The organism is Bradyrhizobium sp. CCBAU 51627 (assembly GCF_028128765.1).
Taxonomy (GTDB): Bacteria; Pseudomonadota; Alphaproteobacteria; order Rhizobiales; family Xanthobacteraceae; genus Bradyrhizobium.
Genome location: NZ_LBJG01000023.1, coordinates 545000 through 564278, shown reverse-complemented (window position 1 = coordinate 564278; position 19279 = coordinate 545000). Strand labels below are relative to the sequence as shown.

Genomic DNA, 19279 nt, shown 5'->3' with positions numbered 1-19279 from the left:
ACGTCAAATTGCGCTATGGCTGTATTCTGCCATTTGCGCGAGGGCGCCATCATGACGGGTTCACGACTTCAGAACGCTCGCATCCTTGCCGGCGAATGCTGCTGCGGCGCGGTCCGCTACGAGGTGGCGGACGCGTTCTCCTATGCGCTGAACTGCCACTGCTCGAACTGCCGCCGCACCACCGGTTCCGCCTTCAAGCCGTTCGCCGGGATCGAGCACAGCCAGCTCCGCCTTGTCAGGGGCGAGGACCAGCGGATGGTTTACGGGGACGACACCACCCATGATGCGCACTGCGCCCGCTGCGGCTCGCTGCTGTATTCCCGGGTCCGTGAAGGAAAATGGGTTCATGTCGCCATGGGAACCCTGGTCGATGCCCCCTCGATCCGCCCGACGGCCCATATTTTCGTCGGTTCAAAGGCGCCATGGCATGAGATCACGGATGACCTGCCGCAGTATCGGGGGCATGTCGGGGTTGCCTAGGGGAAACCGGCCCGCGCGCGTTTGGCGAACCGGCAACGCACTGGGGCGACTAATAAAAGGGGGCCGGCCCGTCGCCGTCGCTGGCTTCGTGACCTCCATCACAAGCGCAAGCGGCGGAGCTTGCTAAGGCTGGCTCTGAGGGTGTGAACTGCCCCGAAGATCGGAAGTCGTGTCATGCGCAATTTGTTCAGGCTTTCTCCGTTGCTCCTCGGTCTCGCGCTGATGTTCGGTGCCGGGCCGGCCTTCGCCGGGAAACGCGTTGCGCTGGTGCTGGCCAACTCGGCCTATCAGCATGCGCCTTCGCTCGCCAATCCCGTCAACGACGGTGCGGTGATGGCGAAGACGCTGAAGGATGCCGGCTTCGATGTCGTCGAGTCCCGCCACGATCTGACCGCGCTCGAAACGCGACGTGTGCTGCGCGATTTCGCCGATGCGACCCGCGATGCCGACATCGCCGTGGTCTACTATGCCGGCCACGGCATCGAGGTTGAAGGCTCGAACTACCTGATCCCGGTCGATGCCAAGCTCGAGCGCGACACCGACGTCTATGACGAGGCACTCTCGCTCGATCGCGTTCTGGTCGCGGTCGAGCCGGCAAAGCAGCTTCGCCTGGTGATCCTCGATGCCTGCCGCGACAATCCGTTCGGCAGGACCATGAAGCGCACGCTCGCCTCGCGCGGCATCGGCCGCGGTCTGGCGCAGGTCGAGCCGACCAGTACCAACACGCTGATCGCCTATTCGGCCAAGGCCGGCTTCACCGCGCAGGACGGCGACGGCGCCAACAGCCCGTTCACCATCGCGCTGTCGAAGCATCTGACCACCCCGGGCCTCGACGTCCGCCGCGCCTTCGGCTTCGTGCGCGACGACGTGCTCAGGTCGACCGGCAACAAGCAGGAGCCGTTCGTCTACGGTTCGCTTGGTGGCGACGACGTGCCGCTGGTGCCGGTCAAGGCCGCGCCCGCGGCGTCTGCGACGCCCACGCCTGCGATCAATCCGCAGGCCGACATGCGCCGCGATTACGAGCTCGCGCTCCAGGTCGGCAACAAGCCGGCTTGGGAGGCCTTCCTGGCCCAGCATCCTGACGGCTTCTATGCGAATCTTGCCAAGCTGCAGCTCGACAAGATCCAGGCCGAGCAGGTTCATGCCGCGGCAATCGAGAAGGCGAAGCAGGCCGAGGCCGAGCGCGATCGTCTCGCCGCGCTTGGCGCGCAGAGGGACGCGCAGGCCAAGGCTGCGGCCGATGCGAAAGCGGCCGAGCAGGCGCAGCTTGCCGCGCAGAAAGCCAAGGAGCAGGCGCAGCAGCAGGCCGCCGCCGCCGAGCGGCAGCGCGTCGATCTCGCTGCTGCGGCGCCGGGCGCTGCGCCGGCCAGCACCGCGAACCCGGCCGGCACCAATGTCGCTTCCTTGACGCCAACCACCACGCCGGCCGATCTCAGCCGCTCGGTGCAGACCGAACTCGGCCGCGTCGGCTGCTTCTCGGGTCAGCCTGACGGCAACTGGAATACGTCCTCGCAGCGATCGCTGTCGCAGTTCAACCGCTATGCCGGCACCAAGCTCGACGTGAAGGTGGCGAGCACGGATGCGCTCGACGCGGTCAGGTCGAAGCGGTCGCGCGTCTGCCCGCTGATCTGCGCACACGGTTTCAAGGCCGACGGCGACGTCTGCACCAGGATCGTCTGCGGCGACGGCTATGTGCTCAACAGCGACAACGAATGCGAAAAGCAGCGTGCCGCCAAGCCGGCCAAACCTGCAACCGCCAAGCCTGCCGCCGCCAGGCGCGACGACAGCGATGACCGTCCCGCGCGGCAGCGTCGTCAGTCCGCAGGCGCTGCGGCCGGTGCCGCTGCTGGCATTGCGGCTGCCGCTGGCGCCGGTCGCGCCCCGGGCGGCAGCGGTCAGATGTTCTGCAACAGCACCGGCTGCCGTCCGGTCAACCGCGGCTGCCATCTCGAATATCGCGGCGGTGGCGGCCCCGGCAACGATGCCAATGCCGAGGTGTGCAACTGATTCCCAACGTCGTTCTGGCTTTCGTCGGGACGACCCAAGGCCGGGACGAGCTCACGTCGCGATCGCGCTCGCAGCGATGTTTACCGTCAGCGCCAGCAGGGCCGTGTTGTAGATAAAGGACACGATGCCGTGCGCGGTGGCCGTGCGGCGGATCGTCTTGTCGGTAATGCCGACGTCGGAAACCTGCGCGGTCATGCCGATCACGAACGAGAAATAGACGAAGTCCCAATAATCGGCATGGTCTTCCTTGTCGCCGCTCGGGAACTGCAAGCCACCGAGCGGTGGACGGTAGTAGTCATGGGCGTAATGCAGCGCGAAGGTCGTGTGCACGGCGGCCCAGGACAGCGCGATGGTGGTGATGGCGATGGTCAGCTCCGCCGCGCCGCGGTGGGTGCCGAGCTCCGAGACGATGGCGGCGATGCTCGCAAACGCGCCGATCGCCGTCACCAGCAGGATCACGAAACGGCCGTCGTCCTGCATCGCGGCGCTACGCCGGATGTGCTGGTGGTCGTTGCAGAGCATCATGCTGTAGACCAGCACAAGATAGACCGCGATCAGCGCATCCCACCCGAACAGCAGCCGCGTCACCAGTCGGTACGTGCCCGGCAGCAGCAGGCAGACCAGGATGCCGACGGCGAGCGAGATGAAGGTCCGCGGCCGCGCGTAGATCAGTCGCACCGGCCGTGACATCTGGCGGAAGTGGACGAGGACGGGATCTTCTTTTTCAGTGGCCATGTCGGCTCCAGCCCTCTCGATCAACTCGCCTGGTCGCCATAGCGGCGGTCTCCCCCGCTTGCTGGGAGGGGTGGGGAGAGGTCTCTCCGCAAGCGAGACCCCCCAAGAGGAGAGAAGCCCTCACCCGGCGCGCGGGACGATGCTTCGCAGCGCCCCGGGACGCGCCGACCTCTCCCGCAAGCAAGCGGGAGAGGTGAAACTCAGGGCTAGTTCTTCCGCTCAGCTACAAATCGCGCTGCGGCTTGCAGTACGGCGGCGCGATCGCCGAAGATCGACACTGCGCTGTCGGCGCGCGCCAGCAGATCGCGCACGCGCTGCTTGGCGCCTTCGATGCCGAGCTGGGTGACGAAGGTGGTCTTGCCGAGCACGGCATCGGCGCCGGCCGGCTTGCCGAGCGCGGCCGCATCGCCTTCGACGTCGAGCAGATCGTCGGCGATCTGGAAGGCTTCGCCGAGCGCGCGGCCGTAATCGTCGAGCGCCCGATACTCCGCACTTGAGGCCTGGCCGAGAAGTGCGCCGGCGATGCAGCCGTAGCGCAGCAGCGCGCCGGTCTTCATCTGCTGAATGCGGGCGACATCGATCGGCTCGTTGCCGCCGAAGCGGCCTTCGCCGGCGAGATCGAGGATCTGGCCGCCGACCATGCCGCCGATGCCGGCGCAGCGCGCCAGCGCGCGCGTCAGCAATAGCCGCACATTGGCGTCGCGATGGACCTCGTCGCGGGTGATGATGTCGAAGGCGAGAGTCAGCAGGCCGTCGCCGGCGAGGATCGCGGTGGCGTCATCGGTCTGCTTGTGCAGTGTGGGGCGGCCGCGGCGCAGGTCCGAATTGTCCATTGCCGGCAGATCGTCATGAATCAGCGAATAGCAGTGGATGCATTCGAGCGCGGCGCCCACGAGCAGCGCGGCTTCACGGGGAACATCGAAGACGGCAGCGCTCTCGACCACCAGGAAGGGCCGCAGACGCTTGCCGCCGTTCAAGCTCGAATAGCGCATTGCGTCCATCAGTCGCTTGGGGCGAGCGATCTCATCGTGCAGGATGTCGTCCGACAACAGACGCCCGAGCAGGGCCTCGGTGTCATCAGCGGTCTTGTCCAGACGCTTGGCAAAATCGGACGGTGGCGTGCCGGTCATCAAGAAAGGCTCCAGAACTAAAATTCGGCGGGACAATCCTTTATGCGCCCGCCCCAGTCAATCGTTTGGAAGGCCCAAAAAGTGCTGGAAAAGGCCCGAATTATCACAGACTTAATGGCGGGATCCGCGGCCACGTTCATTTCGCGCCGGAAAGTTCGATTTGCGCATCGTTAAAATCCTGCTTGCAGCGCTCGCGGTCGTGGCTCTCGCGCCCTATGTGGTCGCGCCGTTCTACCGCACTGGGCATCCGGTTTCGACGCTGATGGCGTGGCGCTCGCTGACGGGCGCACCGATGCACCGGGAATGGATCGATCTGTCGGCGATGTCGCCCTATCTGCCGCGCGCGGTGGTGGCGGCCGAGGACGCCCATTTCTGCAAGCACCATGGCATCGACTGGGGCGCGCTGCGCGAGGCCATCGACGATGCCAGGGAGGACGGCACCGCCTTCCGCGGCGCCTCCACCATCACCCAGCAGGTGGCGAAAAACCTGTTTCTCTGGCAGGGGCGGGATTTCATCCGCAAGGCGTTGGAATTCCCGCTGGCGCTGTGGATCGACTTTGTGCTGCCCAAGCACCGGATCCTGGAAATCTACCTCAATATCGCCGAGCTCGGTCCGCAGGGCCAGTTTGGGGCGGAAACCGGCAGCGCCTATGCCTTCGGCAGGTCGGCGGCCAATCTCTCCTCCCGGGAGGCGGCGCTTCTGGCCTCGATCCTGCCGAATCCGGTCAAACGCAGCGCCAGGACCCCGGGCCCGGGTGTCCGGCGGCTGGCCGGGACCTATGTGGCAAGGGCGCAGGCTTCCTCGCTTTTGACCTGCTGGCGGGAAAATCGCTGATTTCGAGCCCTTTTCGAGCGCATTTTCCGCTCCTGAACCCTAGCTTTACGGCCAGCCTTCCTCTATAAGCCCGGCCTTGATCGGCATTCAGCTCGCCCCGTATTGCGGGTGCTGAGCCGTCCCTCCGCGGACGATGCCCCTATGAACACCAATCCCTAGAGGATATTGAAATGGCCGTTCCGAGACGAAAAACTTCGCCGTCGCGCCGTGGCATGCGCCGCTCGGCAGACGCCATCAAGAAGCCGACCTATGTGGAAGACAAGGACTCCGGTGAGCTCCGTCGTCCGCATCATCTCGACCTCAAGACCGGCATGTACAAGGGCCGTCAGGTTCTGAAGAAGAAAGAGTCCTGATCTCAGGGGCTTTTCTTTGGGGCAGGTCGATTGAGCCTGCCTGATTTCGGCCAACCCGTGAGATATGAGAGTGGCGGCGGCGGAGCAAAAGCTTCGCCGCCGCATTGTCCTGCCCGAACATCTTGATCGAGAAGGCGCTTTGCCGATGGTCGGTTTCCCGCTGCTTCTGATTCCGCTCGCGGTGTACAACATCATCGCCTTCCTGATGCCCACCGTGTCCTTCTCGGACGTGCTGTTCAGGGTGCCGATGATCACGGGCGAGACCTGGCCGGTCACGCTTGCCGATCTGCTGCTCGCGCTCGGCGTGCTGCTGCTGCTGCTCGAAGTGGTCAAGGGCGCGCGGCCCGGTGCGAAATTCCTGATGGATCATCTGCTGTCGCTGATCATCTTCGGCGCGGCCGCAGCCGAATTCGTAATGTGGCCCAAATTCGGCAACTCCACCTACTTCCTGCTCGTGCTCCTTGCGATGGCCGATTTCCTCGGCGGCATCGCCCAGCGCGCGCGCCGCCGCATCACCTATGTTGCTGCCGAGGCCGTGGTGTCGCCACGCAAGGCGAAGCGGCAGGCCGAGGCGTCGGCGCCAGTGACCACGTTCGAGCCGAAATATCCCGAACCCGCTCCGCAGCCGCCCACGCCCTCGGCGCAATCGGTTGCCGAATCCGTCTTGATGGATCACCCCGCGCCGAAGCCCACGATCGCGCCATCGCCGGAAATTCCTTCGCCGCATTTGCAGCCGGGCAACGGCACGCCGCCCTCGCCCGAAGAGCCGCGGTGATCGAACCCCCGAAGCTTCCGCGGCGTCATGGCCGCGACAAGCCCGGCCATGACGAATCTCTCGACGCAGTGAGCGCGCGGCGACGATCGTCCTGAAAGCCGGGTTACGCCACCTGCCGCGTGCGCGAACTGACACTGGGCAGCGGGCGCTTGCTGCCATAGGCCATGCGTGCGTCCTCGGACGAGCCGCGGCGCAGCCGGCTTGCCTGGGGCAGATGCTCGGCGTTGGCGATCAGCTGGGTGACAAAGCTCGGATCGGGGCGCGTCAGCGGCACTTTGCGGACCAGCTGTAGAACCGGCGTGAGCGGGACCAGCGCGGTACTGGCTTCCCGCGTTGTCTCGTCGATCTGATCCACATTCACCATCGCAACACCGCTAATCCGGTTGAACTGGCGCGTTTTGGGACGTTGGCGCCGGTGCATGTGATGGTCTCGCAAGGCCTATGCCGGTCGAGCCTATTTCGTTCCAAGCGGGTCGGAAACGTGGTTTCCAAATTGTTTATGAACTTTGCCTAGGGTCGAGGGCGAATCTGGCCGTATTCTGTGCCGGCTCAGGACTCCCCCGCTGTCCCGAAACGAGGCGCTTTTGACCCCAGCATTGCCCCAAGCCTCCGAGATCCTGGCCGCCCTTGGCCAGGCCGTGTTCGTCTGGGATCTCGCCAGCGACGCCATCGTCTGGGGGGAGCAGGCGGGCGCCGTCTTCCCCGGCATTCCCGCCGAGCGGCTTGCGACCGGTGCCGAGTTCGCCAAGCTGATCGAGCCCGCGCAAACGCTGCGGAGCGCGGCGCTGGCGCAGACCTCAGCCGTGCACGGCGCCGACGGCACGCCCTACCGGGTCGAATATGGTGTGCGCATGAGCGCTTCCGATCCCGTGGTCTGGATCGAGGAGACCGGCCGCTGGTTCGCCGGCCCCGACGGCCGCCCGGTGCGTGCGATCGGCTCCGTGCGCATCAACAACGAGCGGCATGCCCGCGACGAGGAACTGACGAAGCTCGCGCGGCTCGACCCGCTCACCGGCGAGCTCAATCGTTCCCATCTGACCGCGGCGCTGGCCGAAGCGATCGAGGAGACGAGTCGTTTCCGCTCGACCGCGGCCTTCATGCTGGTCGGCATAGATCATCTCGCCCGCGTCAATGACGCCTTCGGTTTCGACGTTGCCGATGCCGTGATCCTCGACGTCGCCAAGCGCATTCGCGCGCGGCTGCGCGGCGGCGATGTGCTCGGCCGCTTCTCCGGCAACAAGTTCGGATTGATCCTGAAGAACTGCACCGTCGATGACATGAACGTCGCCGCAGAGCGCTTTCTCGCCGGCATCCGTAACGAGGTGGTGCCGACCCGATCCGGCCCGGTGTCCGTCACCGCCTCGATCGGCGCCGTCAGCCTGCCGCGCTATGCCCGCAATACCGACGAGGCGATCAATCGCGCCCACGAGACGCTGGATGCGGCCAAGCGCCGGCGCGCCGGCTCGTTCGCCGCGTGGCGTCCGAATGCCGAGCGCGACGCCCAGCGCCGCGTCAATATCCGCGTCACCGACGAGATCGTCACGGCGCTGAACGAGCGCCGCATCAAGCTCGCTTACGAGCCGGTGGTGTCGGCTGCGACGCGCGAGGGCGCGTTCCACGAATGTCTGGTGCGGATGGATCAGGGCGATGGCCAGGTGCTGCTCGCGCCCGACATCGTGCCGGTCGCCGAGCGGCTCGGCCTCATCCGCCTCGTCGATCACCGCGTGCTCGAACTGGTGGTCGCCGAGCTCGCAGCCGCGCCGGATATCCGGCTCAGTCTCAACATCTCGCCTGATACCACGATGGACCCCGACTGGTGGGCGGGAATCGAATCGCTGATGCGCGCTCATCCCGGCGTCGCCGAGCGCCTGATCGTGGAGATCACCGAGACGGTCGCGATCCAGGACATCGACGATGTTCGTGCCTTCGTCAGCCGGCTCAAGAATTTCGGCAGCCGCATCGCCATCGACGATTTCGGCGCCGGCTACACCTCGTTCAGCAACTTACGCAAGCTCGGCGTCGATATCGTCAAGATCGACGGCGCCTTCGTGCAGAACATCACCCACTCGGCCGACGACCGCGCCTTTGTGCAGACCCTGATCGATCTCGCCCGCCGCCTCGAGATCAAGACCGTGGCCGAATGGGTGCAGGACGAAGAGGCCGCCACCATGCTGCGCGACTGGGGCTGCGACTACATCCAAGGCCGCCTGATCGGGCTGGCATCAGCCGACCGCCCATGGTGTCCGTCGCCGGACACCGCGCTGCCCGCGGCAAGCTGAGAAGCTGTCGGGTAGGCAAACGCGCACTTGCGCTGTGCCCGCCATGTCGGGCCGAAGGCAACGAATTTCTCCCTTGAAATCAACGCCCATTCTACTGTGCATGGGGTTGTTTTCGCGGATATTCACGACAAGAAGCTCACGCCACGCGGCGAACCGCGTTCAGCGTTTCGATGGTCAACCCCACCTCGGCGGCCGGGCAGGGCTTGCCGAAATAGTAGCCCTGTACGGCGGTGCAGCCGCATTCGCGCACGAAGTCGAGCTGCTCCACCGTCTCGACCCCTTCCGCTGTGGTCTCGACGCCGAGCACGGAGCCGAGGCTCGCGATGGTGCGGACGATGGCGACGCTCTCCGGGCTTTCGCCGAGCGTGCCGACGAAGGAGCGGTCGATCTTGATGCGGTCGAACGGAAACTTGCGCAAATAGCTCAGCGAGGAATAGCCGACCCCGAAATCGTCGAGGCTGACGCGCACCCCGAGGGCGCGGAGCTGGTGCAGGATCCCGATCGTCGCTTCGCTGTCGTCGAGCAGCGCGGTCTCGGTGACTTCGAGCTCGAGTCGCTGCGGCGGCAGGCCGGCTTCCGCAAGCGCGCTCGTGACCATCGCCACCAGTCCGCGCGAGCGGAACTGGACCGGCGACAGGTTCACTGCGACTGTGACCTCGGGCCATGACGCGGCCGTGGCGCAGGCTGTGCGCAGCACCCATTCGCCGATCGGAACGATCAGCCCATTCTCTTCGGCGATCGGAATGAAATCGGCCGGCGAGACGAAGCCGCGCGAGGGATGTCTCCAGCGCAGCAGCGCCTCGAAGCCGGTGAGCTCGATGCTGTCGAGCCGCACCTGCGGCTGGAACACCAGATGGAACTGATTGGACTCCAGCGCGCCGCGCAGATCCTGCTCGAGCGCGTGCCGGCTGCGCGCCGATTCCTCCATCTCGGGCTCGAACAGCTGATAGGCGCCGCGGCCCTTGGCCTTGGCCTGGTACAGCGCGAGGTCGGCGCATTTCATCAGCTCATCGGCATCAAGGCCGTGATCGGGCGCGATCGCGATGCCGACGGAGACCCCGATATGGATCGACTGGCTTTCCAGCGGCGGCGGCCGGCCGATGATCTCGACGAGGCGTCGCGCCAGCTTTTCCGCCGATTGCGGCTGCGGGCCGCGCTGGAGCACGGCGAACTCGTCGCCGCCGAGGCGGGCGACGGTGTCGTGCTCGCCGACGTTCTCCCTCAGTCGCGCCGCGACCCAGCGTAGCAGCCGGTCGCCGGCGGCGTGGCCGAGCCGGTCGTTGACGGTCTTGAAATTGTCGAGGTCGAAGCACAGCACGGCCATGGCACCGCCGGCGATCGCGACCTGGTTCAGCCCCTCGCCCATCTTCTCGCGGAACAGAGTGCGGTTGGGCAGGTCCGTCAGAGAGTCGTGCCGCGCCATGTGCGCGACGCGGGCCTGGGCCTTGTGCCAATCGGTCACGTCCTCATAGGTAACGACCCAGCCGCCATGCTCCATCCGCTTGTGGTTGAGCTTGATGATGCGGCCGTCGCTCAAATGGCGATGCAGCGTATGCTCACCCTCGCGCAGCCGCTCGACATAGTCGGCGTAAAGCTTGGCGCCGGTCATGTTGGGGTGGATGCCGAGATCGCAGCTGTGCTCCATGATCTCGCGCATCGAGACGCCGGGCTTTACGATGTCGGGGGACAGGCCATACATCTCGATGTAGCGGCGGTTGCAGACGATCACGTGCAGGCTCGCGTCGAGCATGCACAGGCCCTGGCCCATGTTGTTCAGCGCCGCGTCGAAGCGGCGATACTGCTCGCTCAGCTCCTCGACCGCACGTTCGCGCTCGGTGATGTCCTCATAGGTGGCGACGAAGCCACCCTCGGCCAGCGCGCAATAGCGCACCGAGATCACCGTGTCGTTGCTCATGCGCCGGCGCATGGGGGAGGTATCGTTGTTTTCGACGCGGGCGCGGGCGGCCTCGAGGATCTGCTGCGGGCTGTATTCGGAAACGAAGGCGCCGTTCGCCATCGAGCGTTCGATCAGCTCGGAGAGGTGCGTTCCGGGCTTGCTCTCCTCCGGAGAGAGCCGATAGATCTCCTGATAGGTGGAATTGCAGATGCGCAGGCGCATGTCGCTGTCGTAGAAGGCGAGGCCCTGGGCCATGTTTTCGAGCGCGGCATCCAGCATCAGGTTCTGCTGCTTCAGCGTCTCTTCGCGTTGCAACCGCTCGGTGACATCCTCATGCACCGTGACCCAGCCGCCGTCGGGCATGAACCGGGATACGGCCTGCACTTTTCGGCCGTCATGGCACGTCACGAGAATTGTCTTCGGGCTTCTCGTCCTGATGTCGCTGGTCCGGGCGTTGCGGAACTCGTTTGCGGACATCTCCGCCCGGTTGCCGCGCGATAGCCAGTGGTCGATCGCCGCGCCGTGCGCGATGCCGGGCTTCAAGATCTCGGAGTCGAGACCGTAGAGTTGCAGGAAGCGCTCGTTGCAGACGACGACACGGCCATCGGCGTCGTACAGGATGAGGCCGTGCGACATGTGGGCAAGCGCGTGCTGGCTGCGCTCCGTCTGCAGTTGCAGCTCGGCCTCGAGGCGGGCGAGGCGGGTGACGTCGTCGCAAATCGTCATCCAGCCACCGTCGGGGAGCGGCTTCAGTTCCAGCGTGATGACGAGGCCGCTTGCGAGTGTCTGCCGCGTCTGGAACGGCTTGCCGGCCGCAATCAGTGCGATCCGCGAAGCGTAGAGCGCATCGAGCTCGCTCGCCGGGATGTTTCCACGTGCTGCGCTGTGGGCGAGCACGTCGCGGTAGCTCGTTCCGAGCCGGACGATGTCGGCCGACATATCGAACAGCGTCAGGTAGCGCGTATTGATCAGCACGATCCGGTTGTCGGCGTCGTAGACGCAAACGCCTTGTTCCATGCGATCGAGCGCCAGCTGGCTCAGCGACAGCAGGGCCTCCTGGCCTTGCTCGCGGCGCGCACCGAACTCGTTGTCGCGGCTCGACGTCATGGGATCAGCGGGATCTCGGCGGCAATGGACTTAACGCAACGTAATTCAGCCACGGAGCGTAGCGAAGAGGCGGGAAAATTCCCTTAAGCGCCGTAGTTTACGGAGGGTGACTGGCGATACGGAGCGAGCGCTCAAACAGCCTGTCCGCAAGGTGATAGCAAGGCCGTACGCCTACGGCCCGTACAATACGAGTTCCGTGTCGGCGAGATCGGCCAGCCGCGGGCGATGCGGACCCTTGAAATATTTGCGGCCGCGCCGCTCGGTATAAAGACCGACAAGGCCGGGGATGGGCTCGTTGGAATCGACGATCACCGAGATTTTGCCGAGCCGCAGCAACAGCCGGCCGATGCGCCCGGCGCAGGCGGCGTATTCGGCGGCGCTGCGGCAGTAGATCAACTGCATCGCGGGCGGTGCGATGAAACCGCGGCGGATGCGCACCGGTTGCAGGATAAAGGGGAAGACGCCTTTGGGCGTGCGGCAGACCAGGCTGAGGCAATTATAGCGCGCGTGTCGCGTCAGCAGCTCCGTCTCGGCCTCCGACAACCCCTCGATCTGCTTGGCGTGCGGGGAGATGACTTCAATCTTGCTCCAGCGCGGGGCGCGCGACAGCGCCGGCACCGAAAAGAACAGGCCACGACAATAGGCGCGAAAGCCCTGCGTTTCGATAATCGGCCAGGTCCACACCGCCGGGCTGATGTTGAGATAGGTCACGTGCTTGTGCCGTTGTGCAATTTTGGTCAACAGCGGCGCGTAATTGCGGTAGGCGGGCTCGACATACCAGCTCGACAGATTGCACTGGATGGCGGTCTCCTCGCCGTCCTTGCGCGCGGTGTAGATCAGCAGCAGCACGCCAACGGGCTCGCCGTCGTTGTCGAGCATGTAGCCGAAGCGCGGATAGCCCTCCGGCACCGGCCGGAAGGCCTGCCGGCGCAGGCCCTGGATCCAGTAATTGCGCGGCCGGCCGACGAAGCCGCGCGTCAGCAAGTCCGCGATGGCGTCAACATCGGACTCGGTGATCTCGCGACATCGGACTTTGGTATGGATCACGCTCGTCTCGCCCGTGGAAATGGTCGGCCTCTTACCTTAACGCCAGCCTTCGCCGTGGGCCTCAGTCGCAACGTGCGGCTGCATGCCCATGACGTCCCGCACCTTGGCGGGCCAGGCGGAGAGATCGGTGCCGTGGGTGTGGAACATCGCGACCGCCAGGCGATCCATGCCGAAGGCGACGCAGCCGGTGTGCGCCGGCTCGCCATTGGCATCCTGGATGCCCCAGGTCGTGCCGAAATGTTCGCGGTGGTAGTTGAAGCTCATGCAGGCGGTCGGCTGCTCCTCCGAGCGCAGTGGGATCAGGAGCTCGAACTTGAGCTGCTGCTGCTTCTGGCTGACCGCCTTCATCTGCCCGACGCGCCCAAAAAACGGATCGCTGGCATAGTCGACGCGGAAGGAGAGGCCGAGATCGGTCGCGATCTTCTGCGCGCGCACCATCCAGCGCTCGCGAAAATCGGCGACGTCATCGGGCGTGCCGATGCAGACATATTCGCGCATCCGGAACGATTGCAGCCGGTCGAGATGCTTCGACGGCTCGCGGCGGAAGCAGTCGGCCGCGACGTCGAAGCGCAGGCCACCCTTCGGCAAAGGTCCGCGGCTGGCCGCGATCGGATAGACGGGGTAGCAGGCGGCGGGCGACAGCACGAGGTCGGCTGGCGACAGCGACGTGGTCCAGTCGCCGCCGGCATCGAAGCGGCTCACCGCGGCATTGATCTCGCGTTCGGTGCCGTGCAGGCCGCAGACGCAGCCGAGCAGGTTCGGAAAGCTCTTGAGGTAGCCGGATTTTTCCAGCTGGGCGCGGCTCATCACCGGAGGGAAACGCAGCGCTTCCGTGCCGGATTCGCGGTGGCTGGTGATCAGCGCGGCGAGCTTCTCCACCACGCCTTCGTAGAGCGCGGTGCGGGCGTAAACACCGTCCGAGCCCATACGGTGGAATAGCTTGTCGGCGAGATGATCGAGCGGATCGACGATCTCGGGGGCAGTCTCGGGCGAATTGGGGAGGACGGCAACGTTCATGGTTCGATGTCCTGCTATCTTGAAATTGTTCTTGTTGATTTAGTCACGAAGACTCGCCGGCACGCCGCTCATCAGCGTCGACGTGGCGGCGTTTGCCAGAATGCGGTCGTTGTTGATCATGATCGGCGACGACAACACGTCGCGCAGATGGCGACCCATCGTGAACTCGCCGTCATTGCGATAGCCCGAGAGACCCGCTGTGCGCATCGCATGCATCACGGTCTCGACCGCGAGCTCGGAGGCCTGCACCTTCAACAGCGTGATCGAGGACTGGAAGTCGAGCGACCCAAGCGCACGTTCGTCATGTTCGAGGCGGGCGAAGGCGTCGAGATTGGCCGAGATGAGCGCGCGGAGTTTTGCCAGCGACATTTTTGCGGCGGTGAAATGCGCGGCGGCCGGCGGCATCTGACCGCCGGAGCTGCGAGCGGCCTTGCGGATGAAGGCCTGCGCGCGCGTCACCGCCGCGGCGGCAATGCCGGCCCAGGCCGACGACCAGCACAGATGCGCGAACGGCGTCATGGTCTGGGCGTGGATCTTGTCATAGGATTCGGGGAAGACGCGGTCGGCGGGACAGTCGACCCTGAGCTCGAAACCGGTCGAGCAGGTGCCGCGCATGCCGAGCGTTTCCCAGCCCAGCGTCTGCTTCAGCGAATAATCGTCCTTGGCGAGCGCCAGCAGCACCTGATCGGAGGCCGCGGCCTCGGTGGCGCGGCGGGCAATGGTGACGAGGCCGTCGGCCTCGGCGCCGTAGGAGATCACGGTGGCGTCGCGCAGCAGCGAGATGGTGTCGCCGGCGTGGTCGACGGCTGCCGCGCTGGCGCGGATGTTGCCGCCGTTCTGGCCTTCGGTCGTGGAGGAGGCGAGCAGCCATTGGTCGCGGGCGACCCGGCGCATCATGGTCTCCATCCAGGGAATACCGTGCCCGTGGCGGACGATGCAGGCGACTTTGGTCTGGTGCATTGCGTAGACCATCGCCGTCGAGGCGCATGCGCGCCCAAGCGTGTAGCAGATGTCGGTGACGTCGTAGATCGAGGCGCCAAAGCCGCCGAACTCGACCGGGATCATGACGCCAAGCAGCTTCTGCTCACGCGCGGCATCGAAAGCCCTGTGGGGAAAGCGAGCGTCGCGATCGACGCCGTCGGCATCGGCTGCAGCCACGCTGGCGGTTCGAGCGGCGCGCTCGATGAGGGAAGGGCCCTGCTCGAGCAGGCTTGTCTGTGTCTCGTCGACAGTGAGGACTGCTTCACGCACGTTCATACTCGTCCGCCTCCGGTTTGCCGTTCAGGATCGTCGGCATCATTCGCGATGCGCGTCAGCGATCCTCCGACCATCTTTGCTTGTGAAACGAGGCTACGGATTTAATTCAAATTCGTCGATGAAATAGAGGGTAAACGAACCTCAATTCCGAACGAACAGTTAAAGCCGAGTTGTTCGCATGGCCCGGATTTCGGCGATCGCGTTAGGGTTCTGGAAGAAGCTGGAATTCCAGACAATCTGAGTCATCGTTTACTAAGAAACGCGAAGTAATGGTGGCGCCCATTGCGGGATCGGCCCGTCGTGCGCATCGTGCCCGGCACCGGCCCGACTTTCATGGATGGATGGGAATTTGCCGATGCAGGCCTTCGACACCGATTTGCGTCATCGCATCACCATGCTGGTGAAGGGCATCCTCGAGCAGAACTCGCTCGCCGCCGATGTCACGCCGCAGGCCAGGCTCGTCGATGTCGGCTTGACCTCGATGGACATGGTCAATCTGATGCTGGGCGTCGAAGCCGAGTTCGACTTCACCATTCCGCAGGCCGAGATCACGCCGGAGAATTTCCAGTCCGTCGAGACGCTGGAACGCATGGTTGCGACCCAGCTGAAGTTGGCGAAAGCGGCTTAATCAGGCGCCCACCTGCCTCCCGGCGGGACCCCATCAGCCCCGTTCCAAATCCGCCCCAAAACTGGCATAGCTTAACCATGTCGCACGTGGCGGATAGGGTGAAGCAGGCATGGCGCAGGCGGTATTGGGCATCATCGGCGGCTCCGGCATCTATGATTTGCCGGGTCTCGAAGGCGCGCACGAAGAGATGATCAGGAGCCCCTGGGGAGAGCCGTCGGCGCCCGTGCGGCGTGGCACCATCGCCGGTCTGCCGATCGTGTTCCTGCCGCGCCATGACAAGGGGCACCGGCTGTCGCCCTCCGACATCAACTATCGCGCCAATATCGACGTGCTGAAGCGCGCCGGCGTCACCGACCTGATCTCGCTCTCGGCCTGCGGTTCCTTCAAGGAAGAGCTGCCGCCCGGCACCTTCGTTCTCGTCGATCAGTTCGTCGACCGCACCCATAAGCGCGAGAGTTCGTTTTTCGGCAAAGGCTGCGTCGCGCATGTCTCGATGGCGCATCCGGTCTCTCCGCGGCTGCGGATCCATCTTGCGGCGGCGGCAGAGGCCGAGGGCATCGCGATCGCGCGCGGCGGCACCTATGTCTGCATGGAGGGGCCGCAGTTCTCCACCTATGCGGAGAGCATGACCTACAAGACGCTGGGCTATTCGGTGATCGGAATGACCAACATGCCCGAAGCAAAGCTCGCCCGCGAGGCCGAGATTTGTTACGCGACCGTCGCGATGGTGACGGATTTCGACTGCTGGCATCCGGATCACGACGCGGTCACCGTGCAGGATATCATCCGCGTGCTCACCTCGAACGCCGACAAGGCCAAGGCGCTGGTGGCGCGGCTGGCGAAGGAGTTTCCACGCGAGCACGAGCCGTGCCCGATCGGTTCGGATCGTGCGCTGGACACCGCGCTGATCACCGCGCCCGAGGCGCGCGATCCCGAACTTCTGAACAAGCTCGATGCAGTGGCCGGGCGCATTTTGCGCGGTTGAGACGCGGGAAGAACGAAAAGGCAGAACGCCATGAAGGTCGACGGCAAGCATTTTCGCAGCATCTGGCGCGAACGCGACGGCTGGTCGGTGGGTGCGATCGACCAGCGCCGGTTGCCGCACGAGTTCGTCATTGCGAAGCTGACCTCGTGCGAGGACGCAGCGGTGGCGATCCGCGACATGCTGGTGCGCGGCGCGCCGCTGATCGGCGCGACGGCGGCCTACGGCATGGCGCTCGCGATGCGCGCGGACGCCTCCGACGCCGGGCTTAGGCGCGCTTACGATACCCTGGTCGTGGCGCGGCCGACCGCGATCAATCTGAAATGGGCGCTGGACGAGATGCGCGCGGCGCTTGCGCCGATCGATCCGGCCGAACGGGCCGAGGCGGCTTACGTCCGCGCCGACGAGATCGTCGAGCAGGACGTCGAGATCAACCGCGGCATCGCGGCCAACGGCCTTGCGCTGATCGAGGCGATCGTGGCCAGGAAGACGCCGGGCGAGACGGTCAACGTGCTGACCCATTGCAACGCCGGCTGGCTTGCCACCGTCGACTGGGGCACCGCAACCGCGCCGATCTATCTCGCGCATGAGCGCGGTATCAAGATCCATGTCTGGGTCGACGAGACCCGTCCGCGCAATCAGGGCGCCTCGCTTACGGCCTGGGAGCTCGGCCATCACGGCGTACCGCACACCGTCATCCCGGACAATACCGGCGGGCACCTGATGCAGCACGGCATGGTCGATCTCGCCATCGTCGGCACCGACCGCGTCGCCGCCAATGGCGACGTCTGCAACAAGATCGGCACCTATCTGAAGGCGTTGGCCGCGCACGACAATGGCGTGCCTTTTTACGTCGCACTTCCATCGCCCACGATCGACTTTGCCGTCGATGACGGCATTCGCGACATTCCAATCGAGCAGCGCAGCGGGGTGGAGGTCACGGACATGACCGGCCGCACCGCCGACGGCCGCCTGGAGACGGTGCGCATCGTGCCGGAGGGCTCGCCGGTCGCGAACTACGCCTTCGACGTGACGCCGGCACGCCTCGTTACCGGCCTCATTACCGAGCGCGGCGTGCTGAAGCCCGACCGCGCCTCGCTGGCCGCCGCGTTTCCCGAGCGGATCGCCGCTGCAGCGGAGTAGGCTCTATTCGACCGATCTCTCGCCGCATCCGTCGTTGGGAGCGTAGCGAAGCAATCCAGAATCTCTCCGCGGAAAGACTCTGGATTGCTTCGCTGCGCTCGCAATGACGAGGATGATAGACTACCCCAGCTTCATTCCCGTCGCGGCTTCGAGCTCGGCGATTGCCTGCGCGCCGCTCGTGACCTTGATCGTGGTCATGCCCATCTCCCGCGCGGGCTTCAGATTGACGCCAAGATCGTCGAGATAGACGCAGGTCTTCGGATCAACTTTCAGCGTCTCGACCATCAGCTGGTAAATGCGCGGGTCCGGCTTGCGCAGGCCGATCTTGGCGGATTCGATGACGTGGTCGAACAGCACCATCACCTCGGCGACATAGAGCGAGCGCCCGGTCATGCTGCCGATGGCGTTGGCCGGCAAATTGTTGGTGATGCAGCCCGTCTTGAACTGCGCCTTGATGCGCTTCAGTGCATCGACCATCTCGGGGCGCAGGTCGCCCTGGAGCAGGGGCAGCACGTCGCGTCCGCGCACTTCGGCGCCCAGCGCGAGTGATTCCGCCGCGAACAACGCGTCAAACGTCTCGATATCGACTTCCGCGCGCTCGAACTTCGCCCAGGCGTTCTCCAGATGATTGGCGGCATTGGTGCGCCTGATAATGTCAACGGGCAAACCGCGCTCGCTCTCGAATCGCGCAAACGCTTCGAATGGCGAGCTCGTCAACACGCCGCCAAAATCAAAGATCACAGCCTCGATCGCCAATGTCGTGCCCTCGTCAATTCCTTCCCAAGAGGGCTAGCATGCGCTATCGGCAAGGGCCAGTCCCGACGCCAGAGCGTGTTCCCATGAAGAAGCTCGTCATTCTCATCACAGCAGCCTTGCTGCTTGCCCCGCCCGCTCACGCCATCGTCGGCGGCGGCACGCCGCAGACGGAAGGCGTTGCACACGCGGTCGTCACCATCGTCGGTTCGCGTGGCAATTTCTGCACCGGCACTCTGATCGCCCCGAAGGTCGTGCTGACGGTTGCTCACTGCGTGCAGCCGGGCGCCGACTACAAGATCGTCGATCGCGGCGCTGACGGTCAGCCGCAATTGCTGAACGTGCGTACCGCTGCGATCCATCCGGGCTTCAACATGCAGGCGATGCAGGCGCATCGCGCCACTGCCGACGTGGCATTGTTGCAACTTGAAATTCCATTTAAGGGAAAATCGACCGTGCCGGTCGGTTCGCCCAGTATTCCGATCCGGGTCGGCAGCCGTTTTACCATCGCGGGCATTGGCGTCACTGTGCGCGGCGATGGCAAGAGCGGCGGTGCGACACGGGTTGCCGGTCTCGTCGTGACCGGGCAGCCCGGCACTTTCCAGATCCGCCTGGTTGATCCCGTAACCAACGGTGTTCGCGATGGAATCGGCGCCTGCACCGGCGATTCCGGCGGCCCCGTATTCGAGGACAGACCTGATGGCGCGGTGCTTGTTGGCGTCATCAGCTGGTCGACGGGGCCGAATGGCGCTGCCGGCTGCGGTGGATTGACCGGGGTTACGCCGCTGACGCTGTACCGTGACTGGATCTTGCAGACCGCGCGGAGCTGGGGCGCGGCGTTGTAGTTTGATTGC

At 65.0% G+C, this 19279-nt stretch carries 18 protein-coding genes; 10 read left to right on the top strand and 8 right to left on the bottom strand.

Annotation, left to right across the window (positions count from 1 at the left end):
* Positions 1-51 precede the first annotated feature (51 nt).
* Positions 52-480 (top strand): GFA family protein, encoded by a 429-nt coding sequence (locus XH88_RS14470; protein ID WP_271668961.1) that lies wholly within the window; start codon positions 52-54, stop codon positions 478-480.
* A gap of 174 nt (positions 481-654) precedes the next feature.
* Positions 655-2487 carry a caspase family protein gene (locus XH88_RS14465; protein WP_271668960.1) on the top strand — a complete coding sequence of 611 codons (1833 nt, stop codon included), beginning with the start codon at positions 655-657 and terminating at the stop codon, positions 2485-2487.
* A gap of 51 nt (positions 2488-2538) precedes the next feature.
* Here XH88_RS14465 and XH88_RS14460 read toward each other — a convergent pair whose 3' ends face one another.
* Entirely contained in the window at positions 2539-3222 is a 684-nt protein-coding gene (locus XH88_RS14460) for a DUF1345 domain-containing protein (protein WP_271668959.1), read from the bottom strand.
* A gap of 206 nt (positions 3223-3428) precedes the next feature.
* Positions 3429-4352, bottom strand: coding sequence for a polyprenyl synthetase family protein (locus XH88_RS14455; protein WP_271668958.1), 924 nt, complete (start codon positions 4350-4352; stop codon positions 3429-3431).
* A 160-nt stretch (positions 4353-4512) separates the two neighbouring features.
* Here XH88_RS14455 and mtgA point away from each other — a divergent pair, with 160 nt between their 5' ends.
* From mtgA to XH88_RS14440, 3 genes are all read left to right on the top strand, one after another.
* Complete coding sequence (gene mtgA / locus XH88_RS14450; protein WP_271668957.1) at positions 4513-5187, top strand: monofunctional biosynthetic peptidoglycan transglycosylase; 675 nt, start codon at positions 4513-4515, stop codon at positions 5185-5187.
* 170 nt (positions 5188-5357) lie between these two features.
* Entirely contained in the window at positions 5358-5540 is a 183-nt protein-coding gene (rpmF, locus tag XH88_RS14445; protein WP_007598106.1) for a 50S ribosomal protein L32, read from the top strand.
* A 145-nt stretch (positions 5541-5685) separates the two neighbouring features.
* Entirely contained in the window at positions 5686-6315 is a 630-nt protein-coding gene (locus XH88_RS14440; RefSeq protein WP_271668956.1) for a hypothetical protein, read from the top strand.
* 103 nt (positions 6316-6418) lie between these two features.
* On the opposite strand, the gene XH88_RS14435 is transcribed toward XH88_RS14440, so the two are convergent.
* Positions 6419-6679 carry a hypothetical protein gene (locus XH88_RS14435; protein WP_271669064.1) on the bottom strand — a complete coding sequence of 87 codons (261 nt, stop codon included), beginning with the start codon at positions 6677-6679 and terminating at the stop codon, positions 6419-6421.
* 220 nt (positions 6680-6899) lie between these two features.
* Between XH88_RS14435 and XH88_RS14430 the strand changes: the two genes are divergently transcribed.
* Positions 6900-8594 carry a putative bifunctional diguanylate cyclase/phosphodiesterase gene (locus XH88_RS14430; protein ID WP_271668955.1) on the top strand — a complete coding sequence of 565 codons (1695 nt, stop codon included), beginning with the start codon at positions 6900-6902 and terminating at the stop codon, positions 8592-8594.
* A 136-nt stretch (positions 8595-8730) separates the two neighbouring features.
* On the opposite strand, the gene XH88_RS14425 is transcribed toward XH88_RS14430, so the two are convergent.
* The 4 genes from XH88_RS14425 to XH88_RS14410 all read right to left on the bottom strand — a co-directional run bounded on the left by XH88_RS14425 (position 8731) and on the right by XH88_RS14410 (position 14919).
* The gene (locus XH88_RS14425) at positions 8731-11598 is read right to left on the bottom strand and encodes a PAS-domain containing protein (protein WP_271668954.1); all 2868 of its coding nucleotides are present in this window, start codon (positions 11596-11598) and stop codon (positions 8731-8733) included.
* A gap of 171 nt (positions 11599-11769) precedes the next feature.
* Positions 11770-12645 (bottom strand): acyl-CoA acyltransferase, encoded by an 876-nt coding sequence (locus tag XH88_RS14420; RefSeq protein ID WP_271668953.1) that lies wholly within the window; start codon positions 12643-12645, stop codon positions 11770-11772.
* Positions 12646-12681: 36 nt separating this feature from the next.
* Positions 12682-13662 (bottom strand): amino acid--[acyl-carrier-protein] ligase, encoded by a 981-nt coding sequence (locus XH88_RS14415; RefSeq protein ID WP_271668952.1) that lies wholly within the window; start codon positions 13660-13662, stop codon positions 12682-12684.
* 39 nt (positions 13663-13701) lie between these two features.
* Complete coding sequence (locus XH88_RS14410; protein ID WP_271668951.1) at positions 13702-14919, bottom strand: acyl-CoA dehydrogenase family protein; 1218 nt, start codon at positions 14917-14919, stop codon at positions 13702-13704.
* A gap of 355 nt (positions 14920-15274) precedes the next feature.
* Here XH88_RS14410 and XH88_RS14405 point away from each other — a divergent pair, with 355 nt between their 5' ends.
* The 3 genes from XH88_RS14405 to mtnA all read left to right on the top strand — a co-directional run bounded on the left by XH88_RS14405 (position 15275) and on the right by mtnA (position 17672).
* Complete coding sequence (locus tag XH88_RS14405) at positions 15275-15547, top strand: phosphopantetheine-binding protein (protein ID WP_271668950.1); 273 nt, start codon at positions 15275-15277, stop codon at positions 15545-15547.
* Between the two features lie 109 nt (positions 15548-15656).
* Positions 15657-16532 (top strand): S-methyl-5'-thioadenosine phosphorylase, encoded by an 876-nt coding sequence (locus XH88_RS14400; RefSeq protein ID WP_271668949.1) that lies wholly within the window; start codon positions 15657-15659, stop codon positions 16530-16532.
* Between the two features lie 30 nt (positions 16533-16562).
* Positions 16563-17672, top strand: a complete 1110-nt coding sequence (gene mtnA / locus XH88_RS14395; protein WP_271668948.1) for an S-methyl-5-thioribose-1-phosphate isomerase — start codon at positions 16563-16565, stop codon at positions 17670-17672.
* Between the two features lie 120 nt (positions 17673-17792).
* Here mtnA and XH88_RS14390 read toward each other — a convergent pair whose 3' ends face one another.
* Complete coding sequence (locus tag XH88_RS14390; RefSeq protein WP_271668947.1) at positions 17793-18428, bottom strand: HAD-IA family hydrolase; 636 nt, start codon at positions 18426-18428, stop codon at positions 17793-17795.
* 83 nt (positions 18429-18511) lie between these two features.
* Here XH88_RS14390 and XH88_RS14385 point away from each other — a divergent pair, with 83 nt between their 5' ends.
* Complete coding sequence (locus XH88_RS14385) at positions 18512-19270, top strand: S1 family peptidase (RefSeq protein WP_271668946.1); 759 nt, start codon at positions 18512-18514, stop codon at positions 19268-19270.
* Positions 19271-19279: the final 9 nt, after the last annotated feature.

Excerpts from the sequence above, each read along its gene's own strand:
- XH88_RS14470 (WP_271668961.1), top strand. The coding sequence starts at position 52 with ATGACGGGTTCACGACTTCAGAACGCTCGCATCCTTGCCGGCGAATGC.
- XH88_RS14465 (WP_271668960.1), top strand. The coding sequence starts at position 655 with ATGCGCAATTTGTTCAGGCTTTCTCCGTTGCTCCTCGGTCTCGCGCTG.
- XH88_RS14460 (WP_271668959.1), bottom strand. The coding sequence starts at position 3,222 with ATGGCCACTGAAAAAGAAGATCCCGTCCTCGTCCACTTCCGCCAGATG.
- XH88_RS14455 (WP_271668958.1), bottom strand. The coding sequence starts at position 4,352 with ATGACCGGCACGCCACCGTCCGATTTTGCCAAGCGTCTGGACAAGACC.
- rpmF (WP_007598106.1), top strand. The coding sequence starts at position 5,358 with ATGGCCGTTCCGAGACGAAAAACTTCGCCGTCGCGCCGTGGCATGCGC.
- XH88_RS14440 (WP_271668956.1), top strand. The coding sequence starts at position 5,686 with ATGGTCGGTTTCCCGCTGCTTCTGATTCCGCTCGCGGTGTACAACATC.
- XH88_RS14435 (WP_271669064.1), bottom strand. The coding sequence starts at position 6,679 with ATGGTGAATGTGGATCAGATCGACGAGACAACGCGGGAAGCCAGTACC.
- XH88_RS14425 (WP_271668954.1), bottom strand. The coding sequence starts at position 11,598 with ATGACGTCGAGCCGCGACAACGAGTTCGGTGCGCGCCGCGAGCAAGGC.
- XH88_RS14415 (WP_271668952.1), bottom strand. The coding sequence starts at position 13,662 with ATGAACGTTGCCGTCCTCCCCAATTCGCCCGAGACTGCCCCCGAGATC.
- XH88_RS14410 (WP_271668951.1), bottom strand. The coding sequence starts at position 14,919 with ATGAACGTGCGTGAAGCAGTCCTCACTGTCGACGAGACACAGACAAGC.
- XH88_RS14405 (WP_271668950.1), top strand. The coding sequence starts at position 15,275 with ATGCAGGCCTTCGACACCGATTTGCGTCATCGCATCACCATGCTGGTG.
- XH88_RS14400 (WP_271668949.1), top strand. The coding sequence starts at position 15,657 with ATGGCGCAGGCGGTATTGGGCATCATCGGCGGCTCCGGCATCTATGAT.
- mtnA (WP_271668948.1), top strand. The coding sequence starts at position 16,563 with ATGAAGGTCGACGGCAAGCATTTTCGCAGCATCTGGCGCGAACGCGAC.
- XH88_RS14385 (WP_271668946.1), top strand. The coding sequence starts at position 18,512 with ATGAAGAAGCTCGTCATTCTCATCACAGCAGCCTTGCTGCTTGCCCCG.